The sequence below is a fragment of the Paenarthrobacter aurescens genome (genome assembly GCF_041549525.1).
GTDB lineage: Bacteria > Actinomycetota > Actinomycetes > Actinomycetales > Micrococcaceae > Arthrobacter > Arthrobacter aurescens.
Window position 1 is genome coordinate 247,842 of record NZ_CP157456.1, and the last position, 19,587, is coordinate 267,428.

Annotated in this window: 18 protein-coding genes; 5 read left to right on the forward strand and 13 right to left on the reverse strand. The window is 62.3% G+C overall.

Annotated features, from left to right (window positions below):
* Position 1: 1 nt before the first annotated feature.
* The 4 genes from ABI796_RS01245 to ABI796_RS01260 are packed head-to-tail and all read right to left on the reverse strand — an operon-like array spanning position 2 to position 3,686.
* The gene (locus ABI796_RS01245) at positions 2 to 832 is read right to left on the reverse strand and encodes an aldo/keto reductase (protein WP_141283393.1); all 831 of its coding nucleotides are present in this window, start codon (positions 830 to 832) and stop codon (positions 2 to 4) included.
* On the reverse strand, positions 829 to 1,881 hold the full coding sequence (locus ABI796_RS01250) for an NAD-dependent epimerase/dehydratase family protein (protein WP_246095768.1): 1,053 nt from the start codon (positions 1,879 to 1,881) through the stop codon (positions 829 to 831). Before ABI796_RS01250 ends, ABI796_RS01245 begins: the two co-directional genes overlap by 4 nt.
* Positions 1,878 to 2,849: an aldo/keto reductase gene (locus ABI796_RS01255; RefSeq protein ID WP_141283394.1), complete on the reverse strand. Its 972-nt coding sequence runs from the start codon at positions 2,847 to 2,849 to the stop codon at positions 1,878 to 1,880. The genes ABI796_RS01250 and ABI796_RS01255 overlap by 4 nt, the downstream gene beginning before the upstream one ends.
* 15 nt (positions 2,850 to 2,864) lie before the next feature.
* Positions 2,865 to 3,686, reverse strand: a complete 822-nt coding sequence (locus tag ABI796_RS01260) for an aldo/keto reductase (protein ID WP_141283395.1) — start codon at positions 3,684 to 3,686, stop codon at positions 2,865 to 2,867.
* A 195-nt stretch (positions 3,687 to 3,881) separates the two neighbouring features.
* Between ABI796_RS01260 and ABI796_RS01265 the strand changes: the two genes are divergently transcribed.
* A complete protein-coding gene (locus ABI796_RS01265; protein WP_141283396.1) occupies positions 3,882 to 4,766 on the forward strand; it encodes a helix-turn-helix transcriptional regulator in 885 nt (294 codons plus the stop codon).
* Between the two features lie 50 nt (positions 4,767 to 4,816).
* Here ABI796_RS01265 and ABI796_RS01270 read toward each other — a convergent pair whose 3' ends face one another.
* Both ABI796_RS01270 and ABI796_RS01275 read right to left on the reverse strand, forming a co-directional pair.
* Complete coding sequence (locus ABI796_RS01270; RefSeq protein WP_011773002.1) at positions 4,817 to 5,026, reverse strand: dodecin; 210 nt, start codon at positions 5,024 to 5,026, stop codon at positions 4,817 to 4,819.
* Between the two features lie 113 nt (positions 5,027 to 5,139).
* Positions 5,140 to 5,946: an SDR family oxidoreductase gene (locus ABI796_RS01275; RefSeq protein ID WP_141283397.1), complete on the reverse strand. Its 807-nt coding sequence runs from the start codon at positions 5,944 to 5,946 to the stop codon at positions 5,140 to 5,142.
* A 161-nt stretch (positions 5,947 to 6,107) separates the two neighbouring features.
* Between ABI796_RS01275 and ABI796_RS01280 the strand changes: the two genes are divergently transcribed.
* A complete protein-coding gene (locus ABI796_RS01280; RefSeq protein ID WP_017197055.1) occupies positions 6,108 to 6,539 on the forward strand; it encodes a universal stress protein in 432 nt (143 codons plus the stop codon).
* Positions 6,540 to 6,609: 70 nt separating this feature from the next.
* Here ABI796_RS01280 and ABI796_RS01285 read toward each other — a convergent pair whose 3' ends face one another.
* Genes ABI796_RS01285 through ABI796_RS01305 form a run of 5 tightly spaced genes read right to left on the reverse strand, consistent with a single transcriptional unit; the run spans position 6,610 to position 13,327 of the window.
* A complete protein-coding gene (locus ABI796_RS01285) occupies positions 6,610 to 8,073 on the reverse strand; it encodes a pectinesterase family protein (RefSeq protein WP_141283398.1) in 1,464 nt (487 codons plus the stop codon).
* Position 8,074: 1 nt separating this feature from the next.
* On the reverse strand, positions 8,075 to 10,057 hold the full coding sequence (locus ABI796_RS01290) for a pectinesterase family protein (protein WP_141283399.1): 1,983 nt from the start codon (positions 10,055 to 10,057) through the stop codon (positions 8,075 to 8,077).
* A gap of 60 nt (positions 10,058 to 10,117) precedes the next feature.
* Positions 10,118 to 11,014 (reverse strand): carbohydrate ABC transporter permease, encoded by an 897-nt coding sequence (locus tag ABI796_RS01295; protein WP_141283400.1) that lies wholly within the window; start codon positions 11,012 to 11,014, stop codon positions 10,118 to 10,120.
* A 9-nt stretch (positions 11,015 to 11,023) separates the two neighbouring features.
* On the reverse strand, positions 11,024 to 11,974 hold the full coding sequence (locus ABI796_RS01300; protein WP_141283401.1) for a carbohydrate ABC transporter permease: 951 nt from the start codon (positions 11,972 to 11,974) through the stop codon (positions 11,024 to 11,026).
* A gap of 33 nt (positions 11,975 to 12,007) precedes the next feature.
* A complete protein-coding gene (locus ABI796_RS01305; RefSeq protein ID WP_141283402.1) occupies positions 12,008 to 13,327 on the reverse strand; it encodes an ABC transporter substrate-binding protein in 1,320 nt (439 codons plus the stop codon).
* A gap of 302 nt (positions 13,328 to 13,629) precedes the next feature.
* Between ABI796_RS01305 and ABI796_RS01310 the strand changes: the two genes are divergently transcribed.
* From ABI796_RS01310 to ABI796_RS01320, 3 genes are read left to right on the forward strand one after another with little or no spacing between them, the layout of a single operon-like run.
* The gene (locus tag ABI796_RS01310) at positions 13,630 to 14,490 is read left to right on the forward strand and encodes a PmoA family protein (protein WP_141283403.1); all 861 of its coding nucleotides are present in this window, start codon (positions 13,630 to 13,632) and stop codon (positions 14,488 to 14,490) included.
* Between the two features lie 5 nt (positions 14,491 to 14,495).
* The gene (locus ABI796_RS01315; RefSeq protein ID WP_141283404.1) at positions 14,496 to 16,076 is read left to right on the forward strand and encodes a glycoside hydrolase 43 family protein; all 1,581 of its coding nucleotides are present in this window, start codon (positions 14,496 to 14,498) and stop codon (positions 16,074 to 16,076) included.
* A complete protein-coding gene (locus ABI796_RS01320; RefSeq protein ID WP_141283405.1) occupies positions 16,073 to 17,101 on the forward strand; it encodes a LacI family DNA-binding transcriptional regulator in 1,029 nt (342 codons plus the stop codon). The genes ABI796_RS01315 and ABI796_RS01320 overlap by 4 nt, the downstream gene beginning before the upstream one ends.
* Here ABI796_RS01320 and ABI796_RS01325 read toward each other — a convergent pair.
* Complete coding sequence (locus ABI796_RS01325; RefSeq protein ID WP_141283406.1) at positions 17,098 to 18,783, reverse strand: thiamine pyrophosphate-binding protein; 1,686 nt, start codon at positions 18,781 to 18,783, stop codon at positions 17,098 to 17,100. The genes ABI796_RS01320 and ABI796_RS01325 overlap by 4 nt on opposite strands.
* Positions 18,780 to 19,586: a cyclase family protein gene (locus ABI796_RS01330; protein ID WP_141283407.1), complete on the reverse strand. Its 807-nt coding sequence runs from the start codon at positions 19,584 to 19,586 to the stop codon at positions 18,780 to 18,782. Before ABI796_RS01330 ends, ABI796_RS01325 begins: the two co-directional genes overlap by 4 nt.
* Position 19,587 lies beyond the last annotated feature (1 nt).

The following is a 19,587-nucleotide window of genomic DNA, read 5'->3' on the forward strand; positions in this document are numbered from 1 at the left end:
CTCAGTGCCCCTGTACGTCCGAGTCCACGCCGGCGTCCGGACCGGCGTCGAGGGTTTGCAGCCTGGTGAGATCGTCCTGGTCCAACTCGAAATCAAAAATGTCCAGGTTCTCCTTCATTCGTTGGGGATTCGCGGTTTTAGGTATTGCCACCAGGCCCTGCTGAACGTGCCATCTCAAGACCACTTGGCCCGGCGTTTTCCCGTGCTTCGCACCAACGGCCTCCAATACCGGAGCGTTCAGAAGTTCGCTGCCGGCACCCAGCGGGCTGTAGGACTCAGTGACGATTCCATGGCGGTCATTAAAGGCCCGTGCCGCCGGACGCGGAATGGAGGGACTGATCTGGATCTGGTTGACCGCAGGGACAATATCCGTTTCGCGGAACAGCTGGTCCAAGTGGGCCGGCTTGAAATTGGAGACACCTATGGAGTGTGCCTTGCCGGAAGCCTGCAGTTCCTCGAAGGTCTTCCACGTTGACACAAACTCGCCACGGCGGGGGAGCGGCCAGTGAATCAGGAGCAGGTCCACGTACTCCAGGCCCAAGCGTTCCAAGCAGCCATCCAGCCCGGCAACAGCCTTTCCGGAACCTTGGAATTCCCCGTCCAGCTTGGTGGTGATGAACAGTTCCTCACGATTCAGCCCGCAGGCACGGATGCCCTTGCCCACGCCCTTCTCATTGCCATACTTCTTGGCGGTATCCACATGCCGGTACCCATGCGACACCGCCTCCACCACGGCGTCGGCAACCTGGGCATCATTCAACGGCCACGTTCCGAGCCCCAACTGCGGGATCTTATTGCCATCGTTGAGTTCAATGAGCGGGGCAAGCGTCATGCGCGCACATACCTTTCATAAAGCCGATCGCATAGCTCCATATAGTCCTCTTGGACCACCTGGAGCTCAGGATGCTGATCATGCCATGCCACGATCTCCCGCGCACCGTCTGCAAAGGGAATCGTGGCCCTGTAATCAGGGACAAGTGCTTTGATTTTCGAATTATCAAACACCACGGAGTGCGAGCGGTCACCCAGCAAATTGGGTCCCAGTTCCGGGCTGTGGGTCGCGATGGTCTCCGAGGAAACATGGAACAATTCCGGCTCCTCCACCCCAGCCGCACGCGCGAACAATCGGTAGATCTGATTCCACGGCAGGAACTCGTCCGAGGTAATGGTGTAACTCTCACCCACAGCCTGTGGCCGGCCAAGAAGAGCAACGAAAGCCTTGGCGAAATCCCGGCTGTGCGTCAAAGTCCACAAAGACGTTCCATCGCCATGCACCATGACGGGCATCCCGGCGCGCATCCGGTGAATATCCGTCCACCCACCCACCATGGCGATCTTGGTCCGATCATAGGTGTGGGAAGGGCGGACTACGGTCAGAGGGAAGTCCAGCTCACGGTAGGCCTGGAACAACAACTCCTCGCAGGCAATTTTGTCCTGTGAATACTGCCAGAACGGGTTCTTGAGCGGCGTGGATTCCCGGATGGGCAGGGTGGTGGGCGGCTTCTGGTACGCCGATGCTGAACTGATGAAAACGTACTGACCCGTCCGCCCGCGGAACAAATCCACGCCGGCCCGCGCCTGATCCGGGGTGTAGGAGATGAAGTCCGCAACGGCGTCGAACTCTCTTCCCTGAAGAACCTCCCTGGCGGCGTGAGGATCGCGGATGTCCGCGTGGAGGACCTCGGCCCCTTCCGGAACCGGCCGCCCGGCTGACCGCCCCCGGTTGAGGATGGTCAGCCGGTGGCCCAGAGCGACCGCGCGTTCAGCCGCCGCCGCACTAATGACTCCGGTCCCGCCAATAAACAGGATGTTCCTCGGCGAGACGGTGTCCGCCGCCAACCCCAGCGGGTGGGGGAGGGCGCTGTGGGGGAGGACGCTCACCAGGCGTAATCCTCCGGTGCGGTGCGGTGACCCGGGAAGATGTCATCCAGCCGCTTGAGGGCGTCCTCGTCCAGCGTGACGTCCAAAGCCCGAATGGCTGCATCAAGTTGTTCCTGCGTTCTAGGCCCTACGATCGGAGCCGTCACGGCAGGCTGATGGAGCAACCACGCCAGCGCAACGTCCCCGGGCGCGTGGCCAAGTTCATCCGCGAAATCCTCATACTGGCGGATCTGGCCCTCGTGCTTCTTCAGCGTCTCAAGTGCACGGCCCTCAGCCCGGCGAACGCCCTGCTCCTCCTTCTTCAGCACGCCACCCAGCAGGCCGCCCTGCAGCGGAGACCAAGGAATCAATCCCAAGCCATACTGCTGCGCAGCCGGAATGACCTCAAGCTCAAGTTCGCGCCGGAACAGGTTGTAAATGGACTGCTCACTCACCAGGCCCGTGTAATTACGCCTCCGGGCAGCTTCCTGCGCCTGCGCAATATGCCATCCGGCAAAGTTGCTGCTGCCCGAATACAGGATCTTGCCCTGCTGAACGGCAACCTCAATGGCCTGCCAGATCTCGTCCCACGGCGTATCACGATCAATGTGATGGAACTGGTAGAGGTCAATGTAGTCCGTCTGCAAGCGCTTCAGGCTCGCATCAAGGGCACGGCGGATGTTCAGGGCCGACAACTTGGACTCGTTGGGCCGATCCGTCATGGTGCCATACAACTTGGTGGCAATAACTGTGCGCTCACGGCGCTCGCCGCCCTGGGCGAACCAGCGGCCGATGATTTCCTCCGTCCAGCCGCGGTGACCGGTGCCGCCATAAACGTTGGCGGTGTCGAAGAAGTTGATGCCGGAATCAAGCGCGGAGTCCATGATGGAGTGCGCTGCTGCCTCGTCCGTCTGCGGCCCGAAGTTCATGGTGCCCAGGCAGAGACGTGAAACTTTCAGACCGGAACGGCCCAGATGGGTGTACTGCATGGTTGTCCTTTTTCCTTAGAGCTGGGTAAAAGCAGCGACGGCGGGATCGGAACCAATGCGGGCGCCCGCCTCAAGTGCGGTGATGGCTGCCAGCTCGGATTCGGTGAGGGTAAGGTCCGCAGCGCCGAAATTCTCGCGCATTCTCTTCGAGTCCGCGGACTTGGGGATCACGATTGTCCCCTGTGCCAGATGCCAGGCCAGGATGACCTGTGCGGGAGTAGTGCCGTGCGCCGCCGCCACCAGTGCCACCTGTTCTGCATTCAGATCCTTGCCCTGGCCCAGTGGACTGTACGCCTCCACGGCGATGCTGAGATCGCGGCACTTGTTGGCCAGTTCACCCTGCTGGTAGGTGGGATGGACTTCGATCTGGTTGACGGCCGGAACCACCTCAGCCTCTTTGAGCAGCGTGTCCACGTGATCGGAGAGGAAGTTGGAAACGCCGATGGCCCGGATCTGCTTGTCCTGGTACAGCTTCTCCATCTCCTTCCACGCCTGGGTGTACAGGCCTTGCGAAGGGACAGGCCAGTGGATCAGGTACAGGTCAACCACCTCAAGGCCCAGGGCGTCACGGCTGCGCTGGAAGGCGTCATACGCTTGGCCCTGCTCGCCGTTGCGGAGCTTGGTGGTGATGAAAAGTTCTTCCCTGGGAATGCCCGACGCCGCCACGGCAGCACCCACTCCGGCCTCGTTGCGGTAGGCAGCGGCGGTGTCTATGTGGCGGTAGCCCGCTTCCAAGGCGTCCTCCACTACCTTCTGGGTTTCCTCAGCCGGTACTTGGAAGACACCGAATCCAAGCTGGGGAATGGTGACGCCGTTGTTCAATGTCAGCTCTGGCATAACGGTCTCCTTCGACGGGATGGTGGTGACGCTCCGCCTCTCTGTTTTCCAGAAAGCGTTTTCGGAGGCTCTGTATTGAGCCTATTCATTTTTGGTGCGAGAGTCAGCAATCCAACGTGATCCTGTTTTTCCTAGGTCTGGTAGTCCTACCCACAAAGGTGGCCTTTCACACGCAGTGACCCGCAAAATGGACAGATGGGTCAAAGCGCCGAGTTCGGCAAGTTCCTCAAAGTCATGCGTGCCCGCCTCTCGCCCGAGGACGCCGGAGCGCAGGAGTCCAGCGGGGCGCGCAGGGTGCCCGGGCTCCGGCGTGAAGAAGTTGCCCGGCTCTCCGGGGTGAGCACCGATTACTACACGCGGCTCGAGCAGGGCCGCAACATCCACCCCTCCAAAGCCGTACTAGACTCCGTGGCCCGCGCACTGCGCCTGGACGCAGGGGAGCAAGCACACATGATGGACCTGCTGGAGCACTGCGCAAGCTCCGCAGCCAGCCCCGGCCCGGTGCAAAAGGTGAGGCCGGCCCTCCGGCAGTTGCTGGACGCCGTGGGTGATGTCCCGGCCATGGTGCTGGGGCGGCGTGCGGACGTACTGGCCGGAAACCGGATGGCACACCTGCTCTTCACCGATTTCGCATCGCTGCCGGCCCCGGAACGGAACCTGACGCGCTGGATCATCCTGGACCCCTTGGCCGGGGCACTTTTCAAAGATTGGAAGACCGTGGCCGCTGAAGCCGTGGGTGCCCTGCGCATGGATGTGGGCCGGCACCCCAACGATCCCCAAACCAACCAACTGGTGGGAGAGCTCGCCGTGCACAGCGAGCATTTCCGGCAGTGGTGGGCGGGACACAAAGTGGCCTCCCGGTCCGCGGGCACCGTCCGGCTGCACCACCCGGTGGTGGGCGATCTTGAACTGAACTTTGAAACGCTCAGTCTCCCGGACGACCCCGACCAGATGCTGAGGATCTATTCCGCGAAAGCCGGCTCGCCGTCGTCGGACGCTTTGACGCTGCTGAACTTCGGAGATGTAGCCGCCGGGCCCGTCAACGCACCCGAACCTGCCCGCCGGGACGGCAGTCAATGACAATCCGGAGCTGCCGAATTGCCATCAACCGCCATCGCGCGGGTTGGTGATTAGCGCTCCAGGCGGAAACCGAGCTTGATGGTGACCTGCCAGTCGGCCACGGCGCCGTCCTCGAGGTGTCCGCGGATTTCCTTGACCTCAAACCAGTCCAGGTTCCGCAGGGTTTGGGAGGCTGTTGCGATGCCGTTCTTGATCGCGTCGTCAACGCCCTCTGTGGAAGTTCCTACAATTTCGGAAACGCTATATGTGTGGCCAGCCATGGTGCTCCTCATCAACGTCTTACGAATCTCTGGAATTGAAAATCCGGCCCGCCAGGCAGGCCGTTCATGCAGACTAGCCCACGGATCTCCATGCGGCCAGAGCCTGCAGGGGCCTAGCTTTCGCGCCAGTCGTTGCTGGTGATGTGCGAGCCTGCCTGCGGTCCCATTTGCAGCATTCCGCCGTCCACCGGCCACGAAGCGCCGTTCACGTAACTGGAATCCGGTGACGCCAGGAAGGCGATAACGGCGGCGACTTCCCGGGCATCGCCGGGGCGGCCCACCGGAACTCCGGGGCGTTCCTTCTGCCTGGGGTCCTCATCTTCCTGGCCCGTCATGGGAGTGGCAATTTCGCCCGGCGCCACGCTGTTCGCCGTGATTCCGTGCTCAGCGAGTTCCAAGGCCATGGTCTTGATAAGCCCGCCCAGGCCGTGCTTGGAAGCGTCATAAGCCGAGGCGCCAACGCGCGGCTGGAACTCGTGGACGCTGGTGACGGCGATGATCCGCCCGCCGCGGCCGGCTTTCACCATGCGCCTGGCGGCCGTTTGCATGGCAACGAAAGCGCCGTTGAGGTTGGTGTCCAGGGTGGACATCCAGGTGTCGTAGTCCAATTCCAGGAACTTGGTGCCATCTCCCGTTCCGGAATTGTTGACGAAGACGTCCACACCGCCAAGTTCCTCAGCCAGCTGCTCTATGGCCGTGGCTGTTCCCCGGACATCGGTGGTGTCCAGCTGGCGGACCACTGCTTTCCGTCCCAGGCCGCGGACCTCCTTGGCCGTTTCCTCAGCGCCCTGCTGGTCCGAGTGCCAGGTGATCCCCACGTCCATACCCGCCTTGGCCAAAGCCACGGCAGTTGCTTTTCCGATCCCTGAATCCGATCCCGTGACGATGGCGGTCTGCGGGGAAAATGGTGCGTCGCTCATTGTCCTGCCTTTCGGTGATGTGATCGTTCCCAATGACTTATCCCTACCCAGTGATTCCGGCCGTAAACACTCCCGGCGCAAGCGGTCATCCCGGCGGATGGGGATCGAGTGTAGATTTCTTTGCAGCAGCACCCAGCGAATCCCCACAACCAGGAGTACTCATGTCAGAAGTTATTGTGGTCGGCGTTGACAGCAGCGAGACCGCCAAGCGGGCAGCAGTGGCAGCAGCGAAGCTAGCCACTGCGCTCGGCGCAGAACTGCACGTGATCAGCGGCTTCTCCGATGACCGCATTGAAGAATTCGGCAGCGGCAGCGATCGCATCACCGTCTCCTCGGCGGACTCCGCCGAGTATGTGGCCCGCAAGGTCTCTGAAGAACTGGACGTTCCCGCCGGCAACATCAAGTACTTCGCAGCCCGCGGCACCCCGGCCAACGCCCTCATCAACTACGCCGAGACCAACAACGCCTCACTGATTGTTGTGGGTAACAAGCGCATGAAGGGCCTTGGCCGTGTCCTGGGCAGCATCGCCAACAGCGTGGCGCACGGCGCTCCGTGCGACGTGTACATCGTGAACACCGACGTCGAGGCGTAGCCAACCCACGCAGGTAGCAGCACAGGCCGTTCCGAGGGCTTGGAGCGGCCTGTGCTGCGACTCAGTTGGGTTACCCCGACGTACCGTTCAGCACCGCCACGTTGGTACGGCTCACTCCGATGCCTGTGACCAGCAGGACGTGCCCGGACTGAGGGGTATCGGAGGTGACAGTGAGGTCCCGCAAGGCAGAACCGTCCGCAGCCACCAGCAGGGTGACGCCTTCGCTGTTGGTCAGGATGACATCCTCCGCATTTCCCGTTGCCCCGGCCAGTGTGATGTTCCGGCGGTCGCCCCATATCACCGCGGGCTCGTGGTAAATCCCCGGTTGCAGCAGCACTGTGACAGCTCGTGGGTTATTCGCAGGGATTGCGCCAACGGCCGCCCGGATGCTGGCAAAATCGCCCGTTCCGTCCAATGCCACGGTGATGACGTCCCGGAGCGCCGGCTCGGTCCCGGCCAAGGGCCCGCCGAAGGCACGTACCAGCGCCGGAACGGCCTTGGTGGGGGTCAGGTCATAGGAGTAGGGAACGTGGAAGGCTGAGCCCCGTTCCTGGCCGGTGTTCCCGGTGCAGTCCTCGAAAACATTGTCCCGGGCTACCAGCGCACCGCCGGGCCCTTGGTGGTGAAGCGGGTTCCGGACGTCCCGGAAGTAATTGCCCTCCACCAGCAGCAAGGCAGCGTTCCGCCCGAGCATGCCATAGCTGGAAATGTTCTCCAGGTAGTTGTTGTAAACATGCGAGGCGGCCGTATTGTCCAGGCTGGCGTTGCGCTGGTGCGTGTTCCGGATCCAGTTGTGATGCAGCGTCACCCGGGTAATAACGTTCTGGGTCCAACCCTCTCCGAGGGCCTTGTTGTGGTCTGAAAAGACGTTCCAGGACAGCGTGACGTTGTCGCAGTCCTTCCGGATATCCACCAGGCCGTCGCCCAGCCGGGTGAAGTGCATATGGTCAACCCAGACGTGGGTGCTGGTGTCCATTTGGATCCCGTCCCTGTCATTGTCAGGGCGTTTTCCCACAAAGTCGCCGGGAATGTAGGAATCCCGGAGTGTGAAGTTGCGGAACACGATGTTGGCCACGTTGACCAGCTTGAAGCCGGCATTGACCACTGCAACCCCAGCGCCGGCGCCGAGGAAGGACTTGTTGGAGGTCACCGTCAGTTTCTCGTACTGAATGAACTCCAAGGTGCCGTGCAGGATCACCACCAGCGCTTCAGGGCTTTTCGCGAAGGCGCGGAGCTCCTCCGGCGTGCGGGCATGGACCAGCCGGCCGCCCGCTCCACCGGTGGTACCGTCACGGCCGTGGGATGCGACGCCGGCGAAACCCTCGGGTGCCGGCGTCCAGGAACCGCCGCTTCCGCGGTTCACCGGCAGCCCGGCTTCGTCCCAGCCGTGGGGATCGACGCCGGACGGGGCACCGTCAGTTGCCGGTGCCGCCATTGCCGGGCTGAAGAGGCCGGCGGAGGCCAGAGTGCCAGCCGCCAGTCCAGCGGTGAGGAGGGACCGGCGTCGGATGTTCAGCTTCTGTGCGTCCCGCATCTCAAGCACCTGCCGCCGGAGTCCAGTCGCCGAGGAACGTGTCCTTGGTGAATTTCAGGGCCTCTTGCGCCGTGAGCTGCGGGTGGAACTCGTTGATGTACGCGCCGGGTCCTGTGTTGTTGTACTCCGCGAAGCGGCCCTCCGTCCAAGCATGTCCGCTCATGTCCGACCAACCCTGAACGGCGATGTGGTTGCCCAGGTTCGAGTCGCGGATAACTGCCATGGGGTGCGCATTGGGGTCGCTGCTGGCAAACCACGGGCGCCCCAGGCTGACGGTTCCAGGCGCTGCGTCAGAAGTCAGCGTGCTGTTCACGATCAGGAAACCGTAGGGGTTGGAGTTCTTGGTGCTGGGCGCCACGATGTAGCCGTTGTTGGTATCGCTGCCGCGGTCCAGGGAGTGGATGGTGCAGCCGTCAAACACTGCGGTGCCCCGGCCGTAGAGGAAGTCCACGTCACCCTCGATGTAGCAGTTTTTCAGATAGGTGCGGGCAGTCGCATCCCGGCCCGTGGTGTCTGCGAGGTAGGTGTCCTGATTGCCGAGGAACCTGGTGTTCTCGAAGGTGATTTTGTCTGCCACCGTCCGCACCGCGAGGGCCTGGCTACCTCCGTGAACGGCCTCGTCATAAGCGTTTTCCACTGTGAGGTTCCGGACCGTGGTGTTTTCCGCCAGGACGTTGAGAGTGGCACTTCCGGCCGCACCCCAGGTCCCGCCGAAGAACTTTGCGCCGTTTGCAGGGGTGTCATAGGAAATGACGACGTCGGCGGGATCATCTGTTGCTCCGCGCAGCGTCACGTTGGGTCGGTCAGCCCAGATGTTTACCGCTTCCCTGTAGAAGCCGGGCTTGATGGTGATGGTTCGGGGCTGGGTGTTGCCCACCGGAATCGATCCGATGGCCGCCTGCACACTCGCGAAGTCGCCGGTGCCGTCCAGCGCCACCGTCACCTCCGCCGTCGTATTCGGTGCCTTGTTTTCACGGGGTCCGGCGCTGGAGGAAACCAAGCCGGGTACCGTGGCGGCGTTGTCCTTGGAATAGGCGTAGAACTGCGTGGGCTCGAAAGCGCTGCCCACGTTGTCCTTGCGTCCACGCGTGGAATCGAAGATGTTGCCACGATTCACGATTTCCGTTGCAGGGTCCTTGGCCACCACAGGATCTGCCACGGCGGTGAAGTAGTTGTCCTCAAGGACCACCTTCGCGGCGTTGCGGCCCATCATGCCGTACTGGCCGATGTCCTGGAGGTAGTTGTTGTAAACGTGGGCTGCGGCGGTGTTGTCCAGGCTGAAATTCCGCTGGACAGTGTTGCGGATCCAGTTGTGATGGATGGTCATTTTGGTGACCGCGTTGCTGGTCCAGCCGACACCCAGTGCCTTGTTGTTGTCCGCGAAGACGTTCCACGAGTAGGTCAGGTAGTCCGAGTCCTTGCGGGTATCGATCATCCCGTCACCCATGCGCTCAAACTTCATGTGGTCCACCCAGACGTGGTGGGAGGTATCGAGCTGAATACCGTCGCGGTCGTTATCCGGGCGCTTCCCGTCCCAATCGCCAGGAATGTAGGAATCGCGCACAGTAAAGTTCCTGAAGATGACGTTGGAAACGTTGATGAGCTTGAAGCCCGCGTTGACCAGCTCCACTCCTGCTCCGGTGCCGATGAAGCTCTTATTCGAGGTCACAGGGATCTTGACGTAGTCCTGTGCGGTGATGCTGCCTTTTAGGAAGATGACCAGTGGCTCCTCGGCCGCGGCGTAGGTTTTGAGTTCCTCCAGTGAGGACACGCTCACGTGCCTCCCCGCCTGGCCTCCGGTGGTGCCCTCAAGCCCGTTGCCGGGCAGGGATGCGAAACCGTCCGGCCTTTGCTTCCACAGAGCTGCCGCTTCGGCCGGGGCGTTGGTGCCGCTGGCCTGGGTTTCTGCCCGGGCGGGCGCAGCGGTAAGGCTTCCAAGAATAACGACGGCGGTAAACGCGCCGAGTAATGGTCGCAGGCGCATGCAAAACTCCTTTGTCTTGTCTTGTCTTGTCTGGGTTGGTGTTGCAGATACTGGATGTGGCTATTTGAGTCCGGTGGTGGCGATGCCGTTGATCAGGTACTTCTGCCCCGCTATGAAGAAGCCGATGATGGGGGCGATGGACACCACTGACATGGCGAACATTGGCCCCCACATGCTTTGCCCTTCCGAGTCCATGAAGGCACGAAGGGCCAAGGGAACGGTGTACAGGTCCTGGTTCTGGATGTAGAGCAGCGGACCAAAGAACTCATTCCATGTGGAGATGAACGTGAAAATGGCCGTAGTGGCCATGGCCGGCACGCAGAGGGGCAGGATGACCCGGATGAAAGTCCGGAACGGCCCGCACCCGTCAATCTGGGCTGCGTCATCCAATTCCTTGGGCAGCGACTTCATGAATTGCACCATGAGGAAGATAAAGAAGGCATTGGTGGCCATGAAGTTGGGGACGATCAGCGGCAGGTAGGTGTCCAGCCAGCCGAGCTGGGAGAAGATGATGTATTGCGGGACCAGGAGTACGTGGCCCGGCAGCATGAGTGTTCCCAGCATGAGGGCAAAGAACAACTTCCGGCCGGTGAATTCCATCCGCGCGAAGGCGTACGCAGCCAGGGCGCAGGAGAAAATGTTGCCGATGATGGAGAAAATCACCACGATCATGGAGTTGATCAGGTAAACGTGGAACGGCTGGTCCAGCGCAGTCCAGCCCTGGGCGTAGTTGGAAAAATCCCAGTTCTCCGGCCACAGACCCAGCTGCCGGAAAATATCATTGCTGGGCTTCATCGAACTGGAAATCAGCCACAACAGCGGGTAGAGCATTACCAGCCCCACCAGGCAGAGGATCAGGTGCCGTGAGAAGCGGGAAGCCGGGGTTCCCGTCAGGGCGTCTTCGGGTTGGTCCTGCTTGGCCAGCTTGCGCTTGAGAGGTAAATCAAGGAGTGCCATGGGGTTGCCTTAATTGTCGTAGAAGACCCAGAACTTGGATGCGATGAAATTGATGGCTGTGAAAATCGCGATGATCATCAACAGCAGCCAGGCCATGGCCGAGGCATACCCCATCTCAAACTCGGTGAAGCCCTTCTGGTACAGGTACAGGTTGTAAAACAGCGTGGAGTCCGCCGGGCCGCCGGTGCCCCCACTCATCACATAGCCCTGCGTAAACGTTTGGAATGAACCGATGAGCTGCATGATGAGGTTGAAGAAAATAATGGGGCTGATCAGGGGCAGTGTGATGCTGCGGAACTGCCGCCACTTGGAAGCCCCATCAATGGAGGCGGCCTCGTAATACATCCCGGGAACCTGCCGCAGGCCGGCAAGGAAGATCACCATGGGGGAACCGAAAGTCCACACGTTCAGCACAATGAGGGTACTCAGGGAGAACTGCGGATCTGTGACCCAGGCTGGGCCCTGGATCCCGAAGATCCCAAGGAACCCGTTCACGATTCCGTCGTTGCCGAAAATGTAGCGCCACAACATCACGATTGCCACGCTGCCGCCCAGCAAAGAGGGCAGGTAGTAGACAGAGCGGTAAATCGACAAGCCCTGAAGTCCCCGGTTCAGCACCAACGCAACCAACAAGGCAACAGCGAGGGAGATAGGCACCGAGACGAAGGTGTAAATGAAAGTGACCTTCAGCGACTGAATGAGCCGTGGGTCCTCGAACATGGCCTGGAAGTTGGCCAACCCCACAAAGTTGGGCTCAGTGAAGAGGTTGTAATCCGTAAAAGCCAGATACAGCGAGGCGAAGAACGGAATGACGGTAAACAACATTCCCAGGAACCACGGGAGAAGGAAGAGATACCCGGAGCGCTGCTTCCTGCGCCGGGAAGGGCGGATGCGTGGTGCGCCGCCAGGCGAGGCCGACGCCGGGGCTGCTCCCCGCGGCTGTTTGGTCAGAACTGTCATAGCTTCAAAACCCCTTCGGAAGCAGCCACAGGCTTACTTATTGATTGCTGCATTGCTCTTCTCCATGAAGGTCTTCGCTGCATCAGCGGGGCTGATCCGGCCGAACTCCACTTCCGTGGTGAGCTGCTTGAGGGTATCGGCTACAACGCTGGCACCTTTCGGATAGACGTAGGCAGGCGGCAGGTCCTCTTCCTGGATGGCGGCCATCAGGTTCACGAACGTCTTGTCATCCGCGCTCAGCTTGGGGGTGATGGAATCGGCCACCTCCGGGTTGATGGGGACACCGCGCTGGGTGAGGACCTCGGCGGCGCCTTCAGCGTCGTTCGTCAGGAAGTCCACCAGTTTGGCTGCTTCCTTGGGGTGCTTGGACTTGGCCGCGATTGACCACAGCATGGTGGGGTCGGCGGAGTAGCCACGGCGCTCGCCGCTTGTTTCGCCTGGAATGCGCAGCAGGACAACCTCGCCCTCAACAGCCTCGTTGTAGCCACGGAAGTTGTTGATGGGGATGATCTGCGAAGCGACCGTGCCCTTCGCGAGATAGGACTGCGCCGGCGAGCCGCCAATTTGCTCGAAGAATCCTGCGGGCGGATAGCCGCCGGCTTTACGGAGGTCCACGCTGTACTGGAACCAGTCCTCGATGGTCTTCTCGCTGACACCGAGCTTGTTGTCCTTGGTGTAGAAATCCTCACCGCGTTGGCGCGCGAGCATGATGGGTCCTGTTTCCGTGGCGACGTCGTAGCCCGCTCCGTAGACTTTCCCGCCGGTTTTCTGCGTGACTTCGGTGGCGAACTTGGCGTAGTCCTCCCAGCTCCAGGTCTTGTCGTCCGGGATGGTGACGCCGGCCTGGTCCGTGATGGTCTTGTTGACCACCATGCCGATGGTGGTCACGCCGGTAGCGAGGCCGTAAAGCTTCCCGTCAACCTCGCCACGGCTGAGGGTGGTTTCCGGAACCTTGTCCAGGTTCAGCTCCGGGAGTGACTTGAGGTCCGCGAGGGTTCCACGCTGTGCGTACTCAAGGAGGCTGCGGTTGGCCATGGCCAGGACGTCCGGCGGGTTTCCGCCGGCAAAGCGGGTAGCGAGCTTATCGGCGTAGGGTGCGCTGTCCTGGTACTCGGTTTTGACCGTGATGCCGGGGTTCTTTTTCTCAAAGATCCGCAGGGCAGCTTCGGTCATCTTGGCCCGGTTGGCATCGCCCCAGAAGACGAAGTTCAGTTCCACGTTGCCGCCGCTGCTGCCAGCGCCGGAGGTGCCGGCCCCGCCTCCGCCGCAGGCGCTGAGGGCAAGCCCCGCGGCCACCACCGCCGCCCCCAGGACAACCCTGCGTGGTATGGGAGTGTTTGTTGTCTTCTTCATTGAATGACGCCTTTCTGATGCCCCATCCCGGCACCCGGATACAGGTTTTTTCGAGTATTCGAACAGAAACTTTCTGTGCTGATAGCAACTCGATGTGAGACCTGAATCCCGATGTAGACCAAGGATGGGGAGAAAAATTACTGAGTAAACGATTTCTAGCAACAATTTGCTGTGACTGTCAACACATAAGAGTGCTGGTGTGGAAAATAGTTGAAAGAAACTTTCATGAAGAGTTGCCGAACGCTTTCTGGTCTGACTATGCTGAACCTCACCAAGCCGCCAACCCATCACAAGGAGGTCGAATGGGAAGCTTCCAGCTCCAAGGCGCAACCGTGGCGCAGGTGCGCAATGGCGTTGATGTGGCAGCGGTGCTGGCACCCAGGCCGTACCTTCATCCCCTCCGGACTTTGGGCGGTGTGACGCTCACCGAAGCCGGTCCTGCCGATCACCCGCACCACTTGGGACTGTCTCTCGCTTTCTCGGACGTGAACGGAAGCAACTTTTGGGGCGGATCCACCTTTACCCGGCGGGGCCCGGAGGTTCTTCCCAACCACGGCCGCCAAGTCCCCTCCAACTGGCGTTTCACGGAGGGGACAGGCGAGGGCACGGTGACCTGGTTTGGCAGTGACGGTGGAGAGCTGGCATTGGAGCAACGGAGTTACAACTGCCGGATGCACCACGCCGCAGATACCTGGAGCCTTTCCTTTGATTCCGTACTCCGGCCAGCGGCCGAGGTGGAACGGTTGTCCGTGTCGTCGTCGGCCGTCAAGGGGCGCGCTGGCGCCGGCTATGGCGGCATCTTCTGGCGCTTTGCGTCCGGTGACACTCCGGCGGAGGTCCTGTGTTCAGAAGGAGCCGGAACCGTGGCCGCCCACGGATCCCTCTCTCCCTGGCTCATGGTGGGGATCAGGCAAGGGGGAAAGGACGTCAGCGTGGTCCTGGCGCAGGAGCCCGGCAATCTGCTCCCGTGGTTCGTCCGGACGGAAGGCTATGCAGGTGCCGGTCCCGCCGTCGCGTGGAACCAGCCAGCCACGGCGGACCGGGCACATCCGCTCCGCCTCAGCCTCCACGCCCTAGTCCACGACGGCCGAATAACCAGCAACCGGCACGTTGAGGAACTCCTTCTCCACCACTTCAGCAGCACTCCCGACAGGACATCATGACAACCATGGGAAACCGACACCGCATCCCCGTCTACAACAACCCCATACTCAACGGCGACTGGCCGGACCCGGATGCCATCCAGGTGGACGGCGTCTATTACCTCATTGCCTCCAGCTTCAACCGGGTGCCCGGGTTGCCGGTGCTTCGCTCCAAGAACCTGGTGGATTGGGAGCATGCCGGGCACGCCCTGCCCGAACTCCCTCAGGTGGGGCACTACTCTCTGGTGCGGCACGGAAGTGGCGTGTGGGCGCCGGCGCTGCGCCACCACGATGGCAAGTTCTGGATTTTCTATCCGGATCCGGACCATGGGATCTTCGTCCTCAGCGCGGACAAAGCCGAAGGCCCTTGGAGCGCACCCCATCTTCTCTATGCCGGCCGTGGCCTCATTGACCCCTGCCCTTTGTGGGACGAGGACGGCACCGCATATCTGGTGCACGGCTGGGCCAAGAGCCGGATCGGGGTGAAGAACCGGCTCACGGTACATCGGATGAGCCCTGATGCTTCAAAGCTTCTGGATCACGGAACCCACGTCATCAACGGCGAGGACCTTCCGGGGTTCACCACCCTGGAGGGGCCCAAGTTCTACAAGCGCGACGGCTGGTACTGGATCTTCGCTCCGGCGGGCGGCGTGGCCACCGGGTGGCAGTCGGTCTTCCGCTCGCGGTCGCCTTTTGGGCCCTATGAGGAACGGCGGGTCCTGGAACAGGGCGATTCTCCGGTGAACGGCCCGCATCAAGGTGCATGGGTTACTACTCCCCAAGGTGAAGACTGGTTCCTTCACTTCCAGGACCGGGGGGCTTACGGCCGGGTGGTCCATCTCCAGCCCATGGGTTGGGGTGCGGACGGCTGGCCCTGGATGGGCAAAACAGCTGACGACGGCGGACCGGGAACCCCGGTTCTGAGCCACCCTTACCCGGTGGGCACCTCGCCTGAAGACATTGCACCACCCACCAGTGACAACTTCACATCTCCTGGCCTGGGGCGGCAGTGGCACTGGCAGGCGAACCCCCGGGATGAATGGCTCTCCACCTGTGGAGGAGGGCATTTGGTCCTTCGTCCGCAAGCCAACGATCCCATCAACCTCCGTGAACTCCCCAACGTCCTGGCCCAGATCCTCCCCGGTGAACCGTCCACCTTCACCACCACCGTGGAACTGGACGATGTCCCCGTTGGCACCCGGGCCGGCGTCGTGGTTTTGGGTCAGCGGTACGCCTGGCTGGGCATCGTCCGCACGGAACACGGTTATGTCCTGGGCAGCGGTACCGGAAGCGAAGGTCCGCACGAACAGCACATAGGGCGCGCCGTGGCACTCCCGGGCCCTCGGATTGAGCTTCAGATCCGAACCGATGAGGCCCCTCAAGCAACGTTTGCGTGGCGTGTTGGTCCTACGGATCCGTGGCAGATTCCCATCTGGGATTTTGACGTTGTGGAGGGCCGGTGGATCGGTGCTGAACTGGGGATTTTCGCTGCGTCACCCCTGGGCTCTCCTGAACACGGCAGTGTTAGGGTTGGACCCGTGCGGGTGGACACTGCGCCGGTCCTCCGGGCAACCACCCAGCGCATTGCCGCTCCCGTATCCCCATGAGTTCAAGGACCGCCCCGTTGACCGCCACTCCGCGCCCCAAGATTGCAGATGTGGCCGCGGCTGCAGGCGTTTCGGTGCCCACCGTGTCCAAGGTGCTCAACGGCCGTTCGCATGTTTCCGAGGCTACGCGCGCCCGCGTCCAGCAGGCCCTGGAGGAGCTGGATTACACCAAGAGGAACTCACCCAGCGAACCCGGACTGCTGCAGTTGGTGGTGAACAACTTTGATTCCCCGTGGGTGCTGGAAACCATGGAGGGAGTGGAGGCTGCGGCCACCCGTCTGGGGTACACCGTGGCCTACACACGGGCGGTGAACGCCACCGCGGAGAACTGGCAAAAGCTGCGTGAACCCTCCAGCAACCGGCTTGACGGTGTGATGCTTCTGGCCCCGCGGCAGGGTTCCCCGTTGGTGGAGTTGGCGCGGACGCTGAACATCCCCGCAGTAGCCATCGATCCCGAAGGCTCCCAAGGTTTGCAGATACCCAGCGTCAGCCCGGCGTCGTTCTCAGGAGCGTTGCGGGCGGTGTCCCATCTTCTTGAACTGGGGCATGAGCGCATTGGCATCATTACCGGTCGCGTCCACAGCCCGGGCCATGGACGTGCCCGTTACGCTGCCTACGCGGCAGCCCTGCACGAAGCCGGGCTGCCGGTACTTCCCGAGTTCGTCCGGGACGGTGATTTCAGCATCGAATCCGGGTCCCGCCTGGGCGGGGAGCTTCTGGATTTGCCGGAGCGGCCAACCGCGATCTTCACGGGCAGCGATTTACAGGCCCTCGGCGTCATGAACGCGGCAGCGCAACGGTCCTTGAAAATCCCCGGCGACCTCAGCGTTGTGGGATTCGACGACATCGCCCAGGCAGCCCTCACCTCACCTCCCCTCACCACGGTTCGCCAGCCGCTTGCGCAGTTGGCGTCCATGGCGGTGGGCATGCTCACGGAGCAGATCGATCAGGGGAAGGGCTCCACGGCCGCACTCGAAGTTGCCACCGAGCTGGTTGTCCGCGGAAGCACTGCCCCTCCCCGCTAGTGGCCTTGGAATGCTTCGGCGAGCCACCACGAGCCGCCGTCGGAGGCGATTTTCGCGTCGATCACCAAGGGACGGTCCTGCGTTCCGGCTTCGTAGGACGCGATCCATGGGCGCACAGCGTCGAGGTCGCCCACGGTCCGGACGGTCACTCCTGCAGCGCCGAATCCGCGGGCTATGGCGGCGATGTCCGTCTCCGGGAAGACCACGCTGGCGAGTTCGGCTTCGGTGTGTTCGGGTGCGAAGTGGTGCACCTCTGCTCCGTAAGCTGCGTCGTTGTAGACGATGCACACCAGGGGGAGTTTGAGGCGGACAGCGGTCTCCAACTCGCTGATGCCCATGAGGAACCCGCCATCACCCGCCCCCAGAACCGGCAATCGCTGTGGTTGAGCCACGGCAGCACCAATCGCGGTGTACAGGCCAAGCCCGATCGCTTGGAATGCCTGGGTGAAACAGAAACCGAACTCATCCGGCACGGCAAGATACTGGCTGGGGTAGCCCATGAAGTTCCCCGAATCCACGGCCACGATCCTCTCGGCAGGCAGCAGCGAATCCAGTTCGCGGGTGAGGACGCGAGGATCGATGGATGTTGCCGTGGACAGGTCCTCGGTGTGCACGTCCCGCCACCGTGAGCTCTGTTTGATGGCCAGGGCGTTGTTTTCGGTGCGGTACTTCCCGGCGGGTTCCGGCTGCGCAGACCGCAGCGCCGTCAGGGCATCCGCAGCCGTCAGCGCGGAATCGCCCAGCACACCCAGGGTGATGGGCCGGTTGGCGCCGAGGGCTGAGTCTTCGACGTCGATCTGCACCACGGTGGTGCCGGTGGAGATGAGTCGTCCGTGGCGCATGGTCCACATGTTCAGTGCGCAACCCCAGCCCACGATCAGGTCCGCGCCGCTGATCAACTCCGCTGTGACAGGGGATGAGAAGCCGCCGGAGATGCCCAGATTGTGGGAGTCGCCGTTGAACAGCCCGCTCGCCACTGCCGAGGTGGCCACCAGCGCGCCGGCATGGCGTGCCAGCTCCAGGATTTCGTCCCGGGCACCGCGTCCTCCGCGGCCGGCGACGAACACGGGCCGTTCGGCGGCCGTGATCAGCGCCATCAGCTGCTCAACGGCGGCGGCGTCAGGGCGGATCTTCAACGGCTCAGGCACGACGACGGCACTCACCTCATCTGCCGCAGTTGGGGCTGGGGCGTGTTGGATGTCCAAGGGCAGGCTCAGGACTACCGTGCGGCGCTCGTTGACCGCGGTGCGGTAGGCCCTGAGAGTGTCTGCCACAGCGGTGGCGGGGGAGTGAATCCGCTCGGCCACAGCGCCGATGCTGCGGGCCAGGTTGTCTTGGTCGATTTTGAAGTTGGAGCGGATGGCCGCGGCCTGGGTGTCGGCGGTGAGCACGATCATGGGGGTGCGGCTTTTCGCGGCTTCCCCGATCCCAGTGATGGCATTGCTCAGCCCGCAGCCCTGATGGGTGGTGACCACACCGACTTTCCCGGACATCCGCGAATACGCGTCCGCCATGGTGGCAGCACCGCCCTCGTGCCGGGCCGCGGTGAAGGGGACGCCCTGGGCCATGAGGGTTCCGGTGACCTCGAAGTTCCCGGAGCCCACCACCCCGAAAACGTGCCCGACGCCGAGCTTCGCCAAGGTCCTGCCTACCAGCGCTGAAACCCGTTCCTGCCCACTCATGCTTTCTCCGCCGCATCTTTTTCGACCACATGTTTTTCCACCAGGGCGTACACGCGGCTGGGGCTGCCCGTGCCGCCGACGATCGGCAACGGGGCCACCACCAGCGTGGCGCCCGTGACAGGGAGCCGGTCCACGTTCCGCAGTGAGGTCACGCCGTACTTGTCCGCCCCGAGCAGGAATGAATGAACGGGGAACATCGGATCCAGTCCGCCGGCCTGCCCCGCGTCGATGCCCACGGTCTCCACACCGAAACCGGAGATCGAGGCGTTTCCGGCGAGCCACTTCGCACCTGCCGCGGAGACCCCGGGAGTGTGGGGTCCGGCGTCGTCCGCGTTGACGAAAGCCGCAGCGTCAGCGCCGCGAGCCGCCCAACCGGTCCGGAAGATCACCCAGCAGTTCTCCGGGAACAACCCATGCTCAGACTGCCACTGCTCAAAATGCTCCGGTTCCAGCAGGAAATCAGGGTCCGCGGAAACCTCGGTGGTCTTGTCGATCACCACGATGGGGCCAACCAGCCGGTGCGGTTCAATCTGGTCCACAGACTTGCCGTCCTTGCCCGTGATCCAGTGAACCGGAGCATCCAGGTGCGTCCCGGCGTGTTCGCCCACAGTGACGTCGTTCCACGCCCAGGCCGGGCCGGCGTCGTCGAAATTACTCACCGGCGAAACGGACAAGCCCACGGTGTTCGCGAACGGCTGGGGCAGGTTCAGGATGGGGGTCTCGGAACTGAGTGGTGTGGTGAGATCGATGATTTCCACTGAACCACTCGAAAGGGCTGCAGTGAGCCCGGCCAGAACAGACATT

Excerpts from the sequence above, each read along its gene's own strand:
- ABI796_RS01245 (WP_141283393.1), bottom strand. The coding sequence starts at position 832 with ATGACGCTTGCCCCGCTCATTGAACTCAACGATGGCAATAAGATCCCG.
- ABI796_RS01255 (WP_141283394.1), bottom strand. The coding sequence starts at position 2,849 with ATGCAGTACACCCATCTGGGCCGTTCCGGTCTGAAAGTTTCACGTCTC.
- ABI796_RS01260 (WP_141283395.1), bottom strand. The coding sequence starts at position 3,686 with ATGCCAGAGCTGACATTGAACAACGGCGTCACCATTCCCCAGCTTGGA.
- ABI796_RS01265 (WP_141283396.1), top strand. The coding sequence starts at position 3,882 with ATGGGTCAAAGCGCCGAGTTCGGCAAGTTCCTCAAAGTCATGCGTGCC.
- ABI796_RS01270 (WP_011773002.1), bottom strand. The coding sequence starts at position 5,026 with ATGGCTGGCCACACATATAGCGTTTCCGAAATTGTAGGAACTTCCACA.
- ABI796_RS01275 (WP_141283397.1), bottom strand. The coding sequence starts at position 5,946 with ATGAGCGACGCACCATTTTCCCCGCAGACCGCCATCGTCACGGGATCG.
- ABI796_RS01280 (WP_017197055.1), top strand. The coding sequence starts at position 6,108 with ATGTCAGAAGTTATTGTGGTCGGCGTTGACAGCAGCGAGACCGCCAAG.
- ABI796_RS01285 (WP_141283398.1), bottom strand. The coding sequence starts at position 8,073 with ATGCGGGACGCACAGAAGCTGAACATCCGACGCCGGTCCCTCCTCACC.
- ABI796_RS01290 (WP_141283399.1), bottom strand. The coding sequence starts at position 10,057 with ATGCGCCTGCGACCATTACTCGGCGCGTTTACCGCCGTCGTTATTCTT.
- ABI796_RS01295 (WP_141283400.1), bottom strand. The coding sequence starts at position 11,014 with ATGGCACTCCTTGATTTACCTCTCAAGCGCAAGCTGGCCAAGCAGGAC.
- ABI796_RS01300 (WP_141283401.1), bottom strand. The coding sequence starts at position 11,974 with ATGACAGTTCTGACCAAACAGCCGCGGGGAGCAGCCCCGGCGTCGGCC.
- ABI796_RS01305 (WP_141283402.1), bottom strand. The coding sequence starts at position 13,327 with ATGAAGAAGACAACAAACACTCCCATACCACGCAGGGTTGTCCTGGGG.
- ABI796_RS01310 (WP_141283403.1), top strand. The coding sequence starts at position 13,630 with ATGGGAAGCTTCCAGCTCCAAGGCGCAACCGTGGCGCAGGTGCGCAAT.
- ABI796_RS01315 (WP_141283404.1), top strand. The coding sequence starts at position 14,496 with ATGGGAAACCGACACCGCATCCCCGTCTACAACAACCCCATACTCAAC.
- ABI796_RS01320 (WP_141283405.1), top strand. The coding sequence starts at position 16,073 with ATGAGTTCAAGGACCGCCCCGTTGACCGCCACTCCGCGCCCCAAGATT.
- ABI796_RS01325 (WP_141283406.1), bottom strand. The coding sequence starts at position 18,783 with ATGAGTGGGCAGGAACGGGTTTCAGCGCTGGTAGGCAGGACCTTGGCG.
- ABI796_RS01330 (WP_141283407.1), bottom strand. The coding sequence starts at position 19,586 with ATGTCTGTTCTGGCCGGGCTCACTGCAGCCCTTTCGAGTGGTTCAGTG.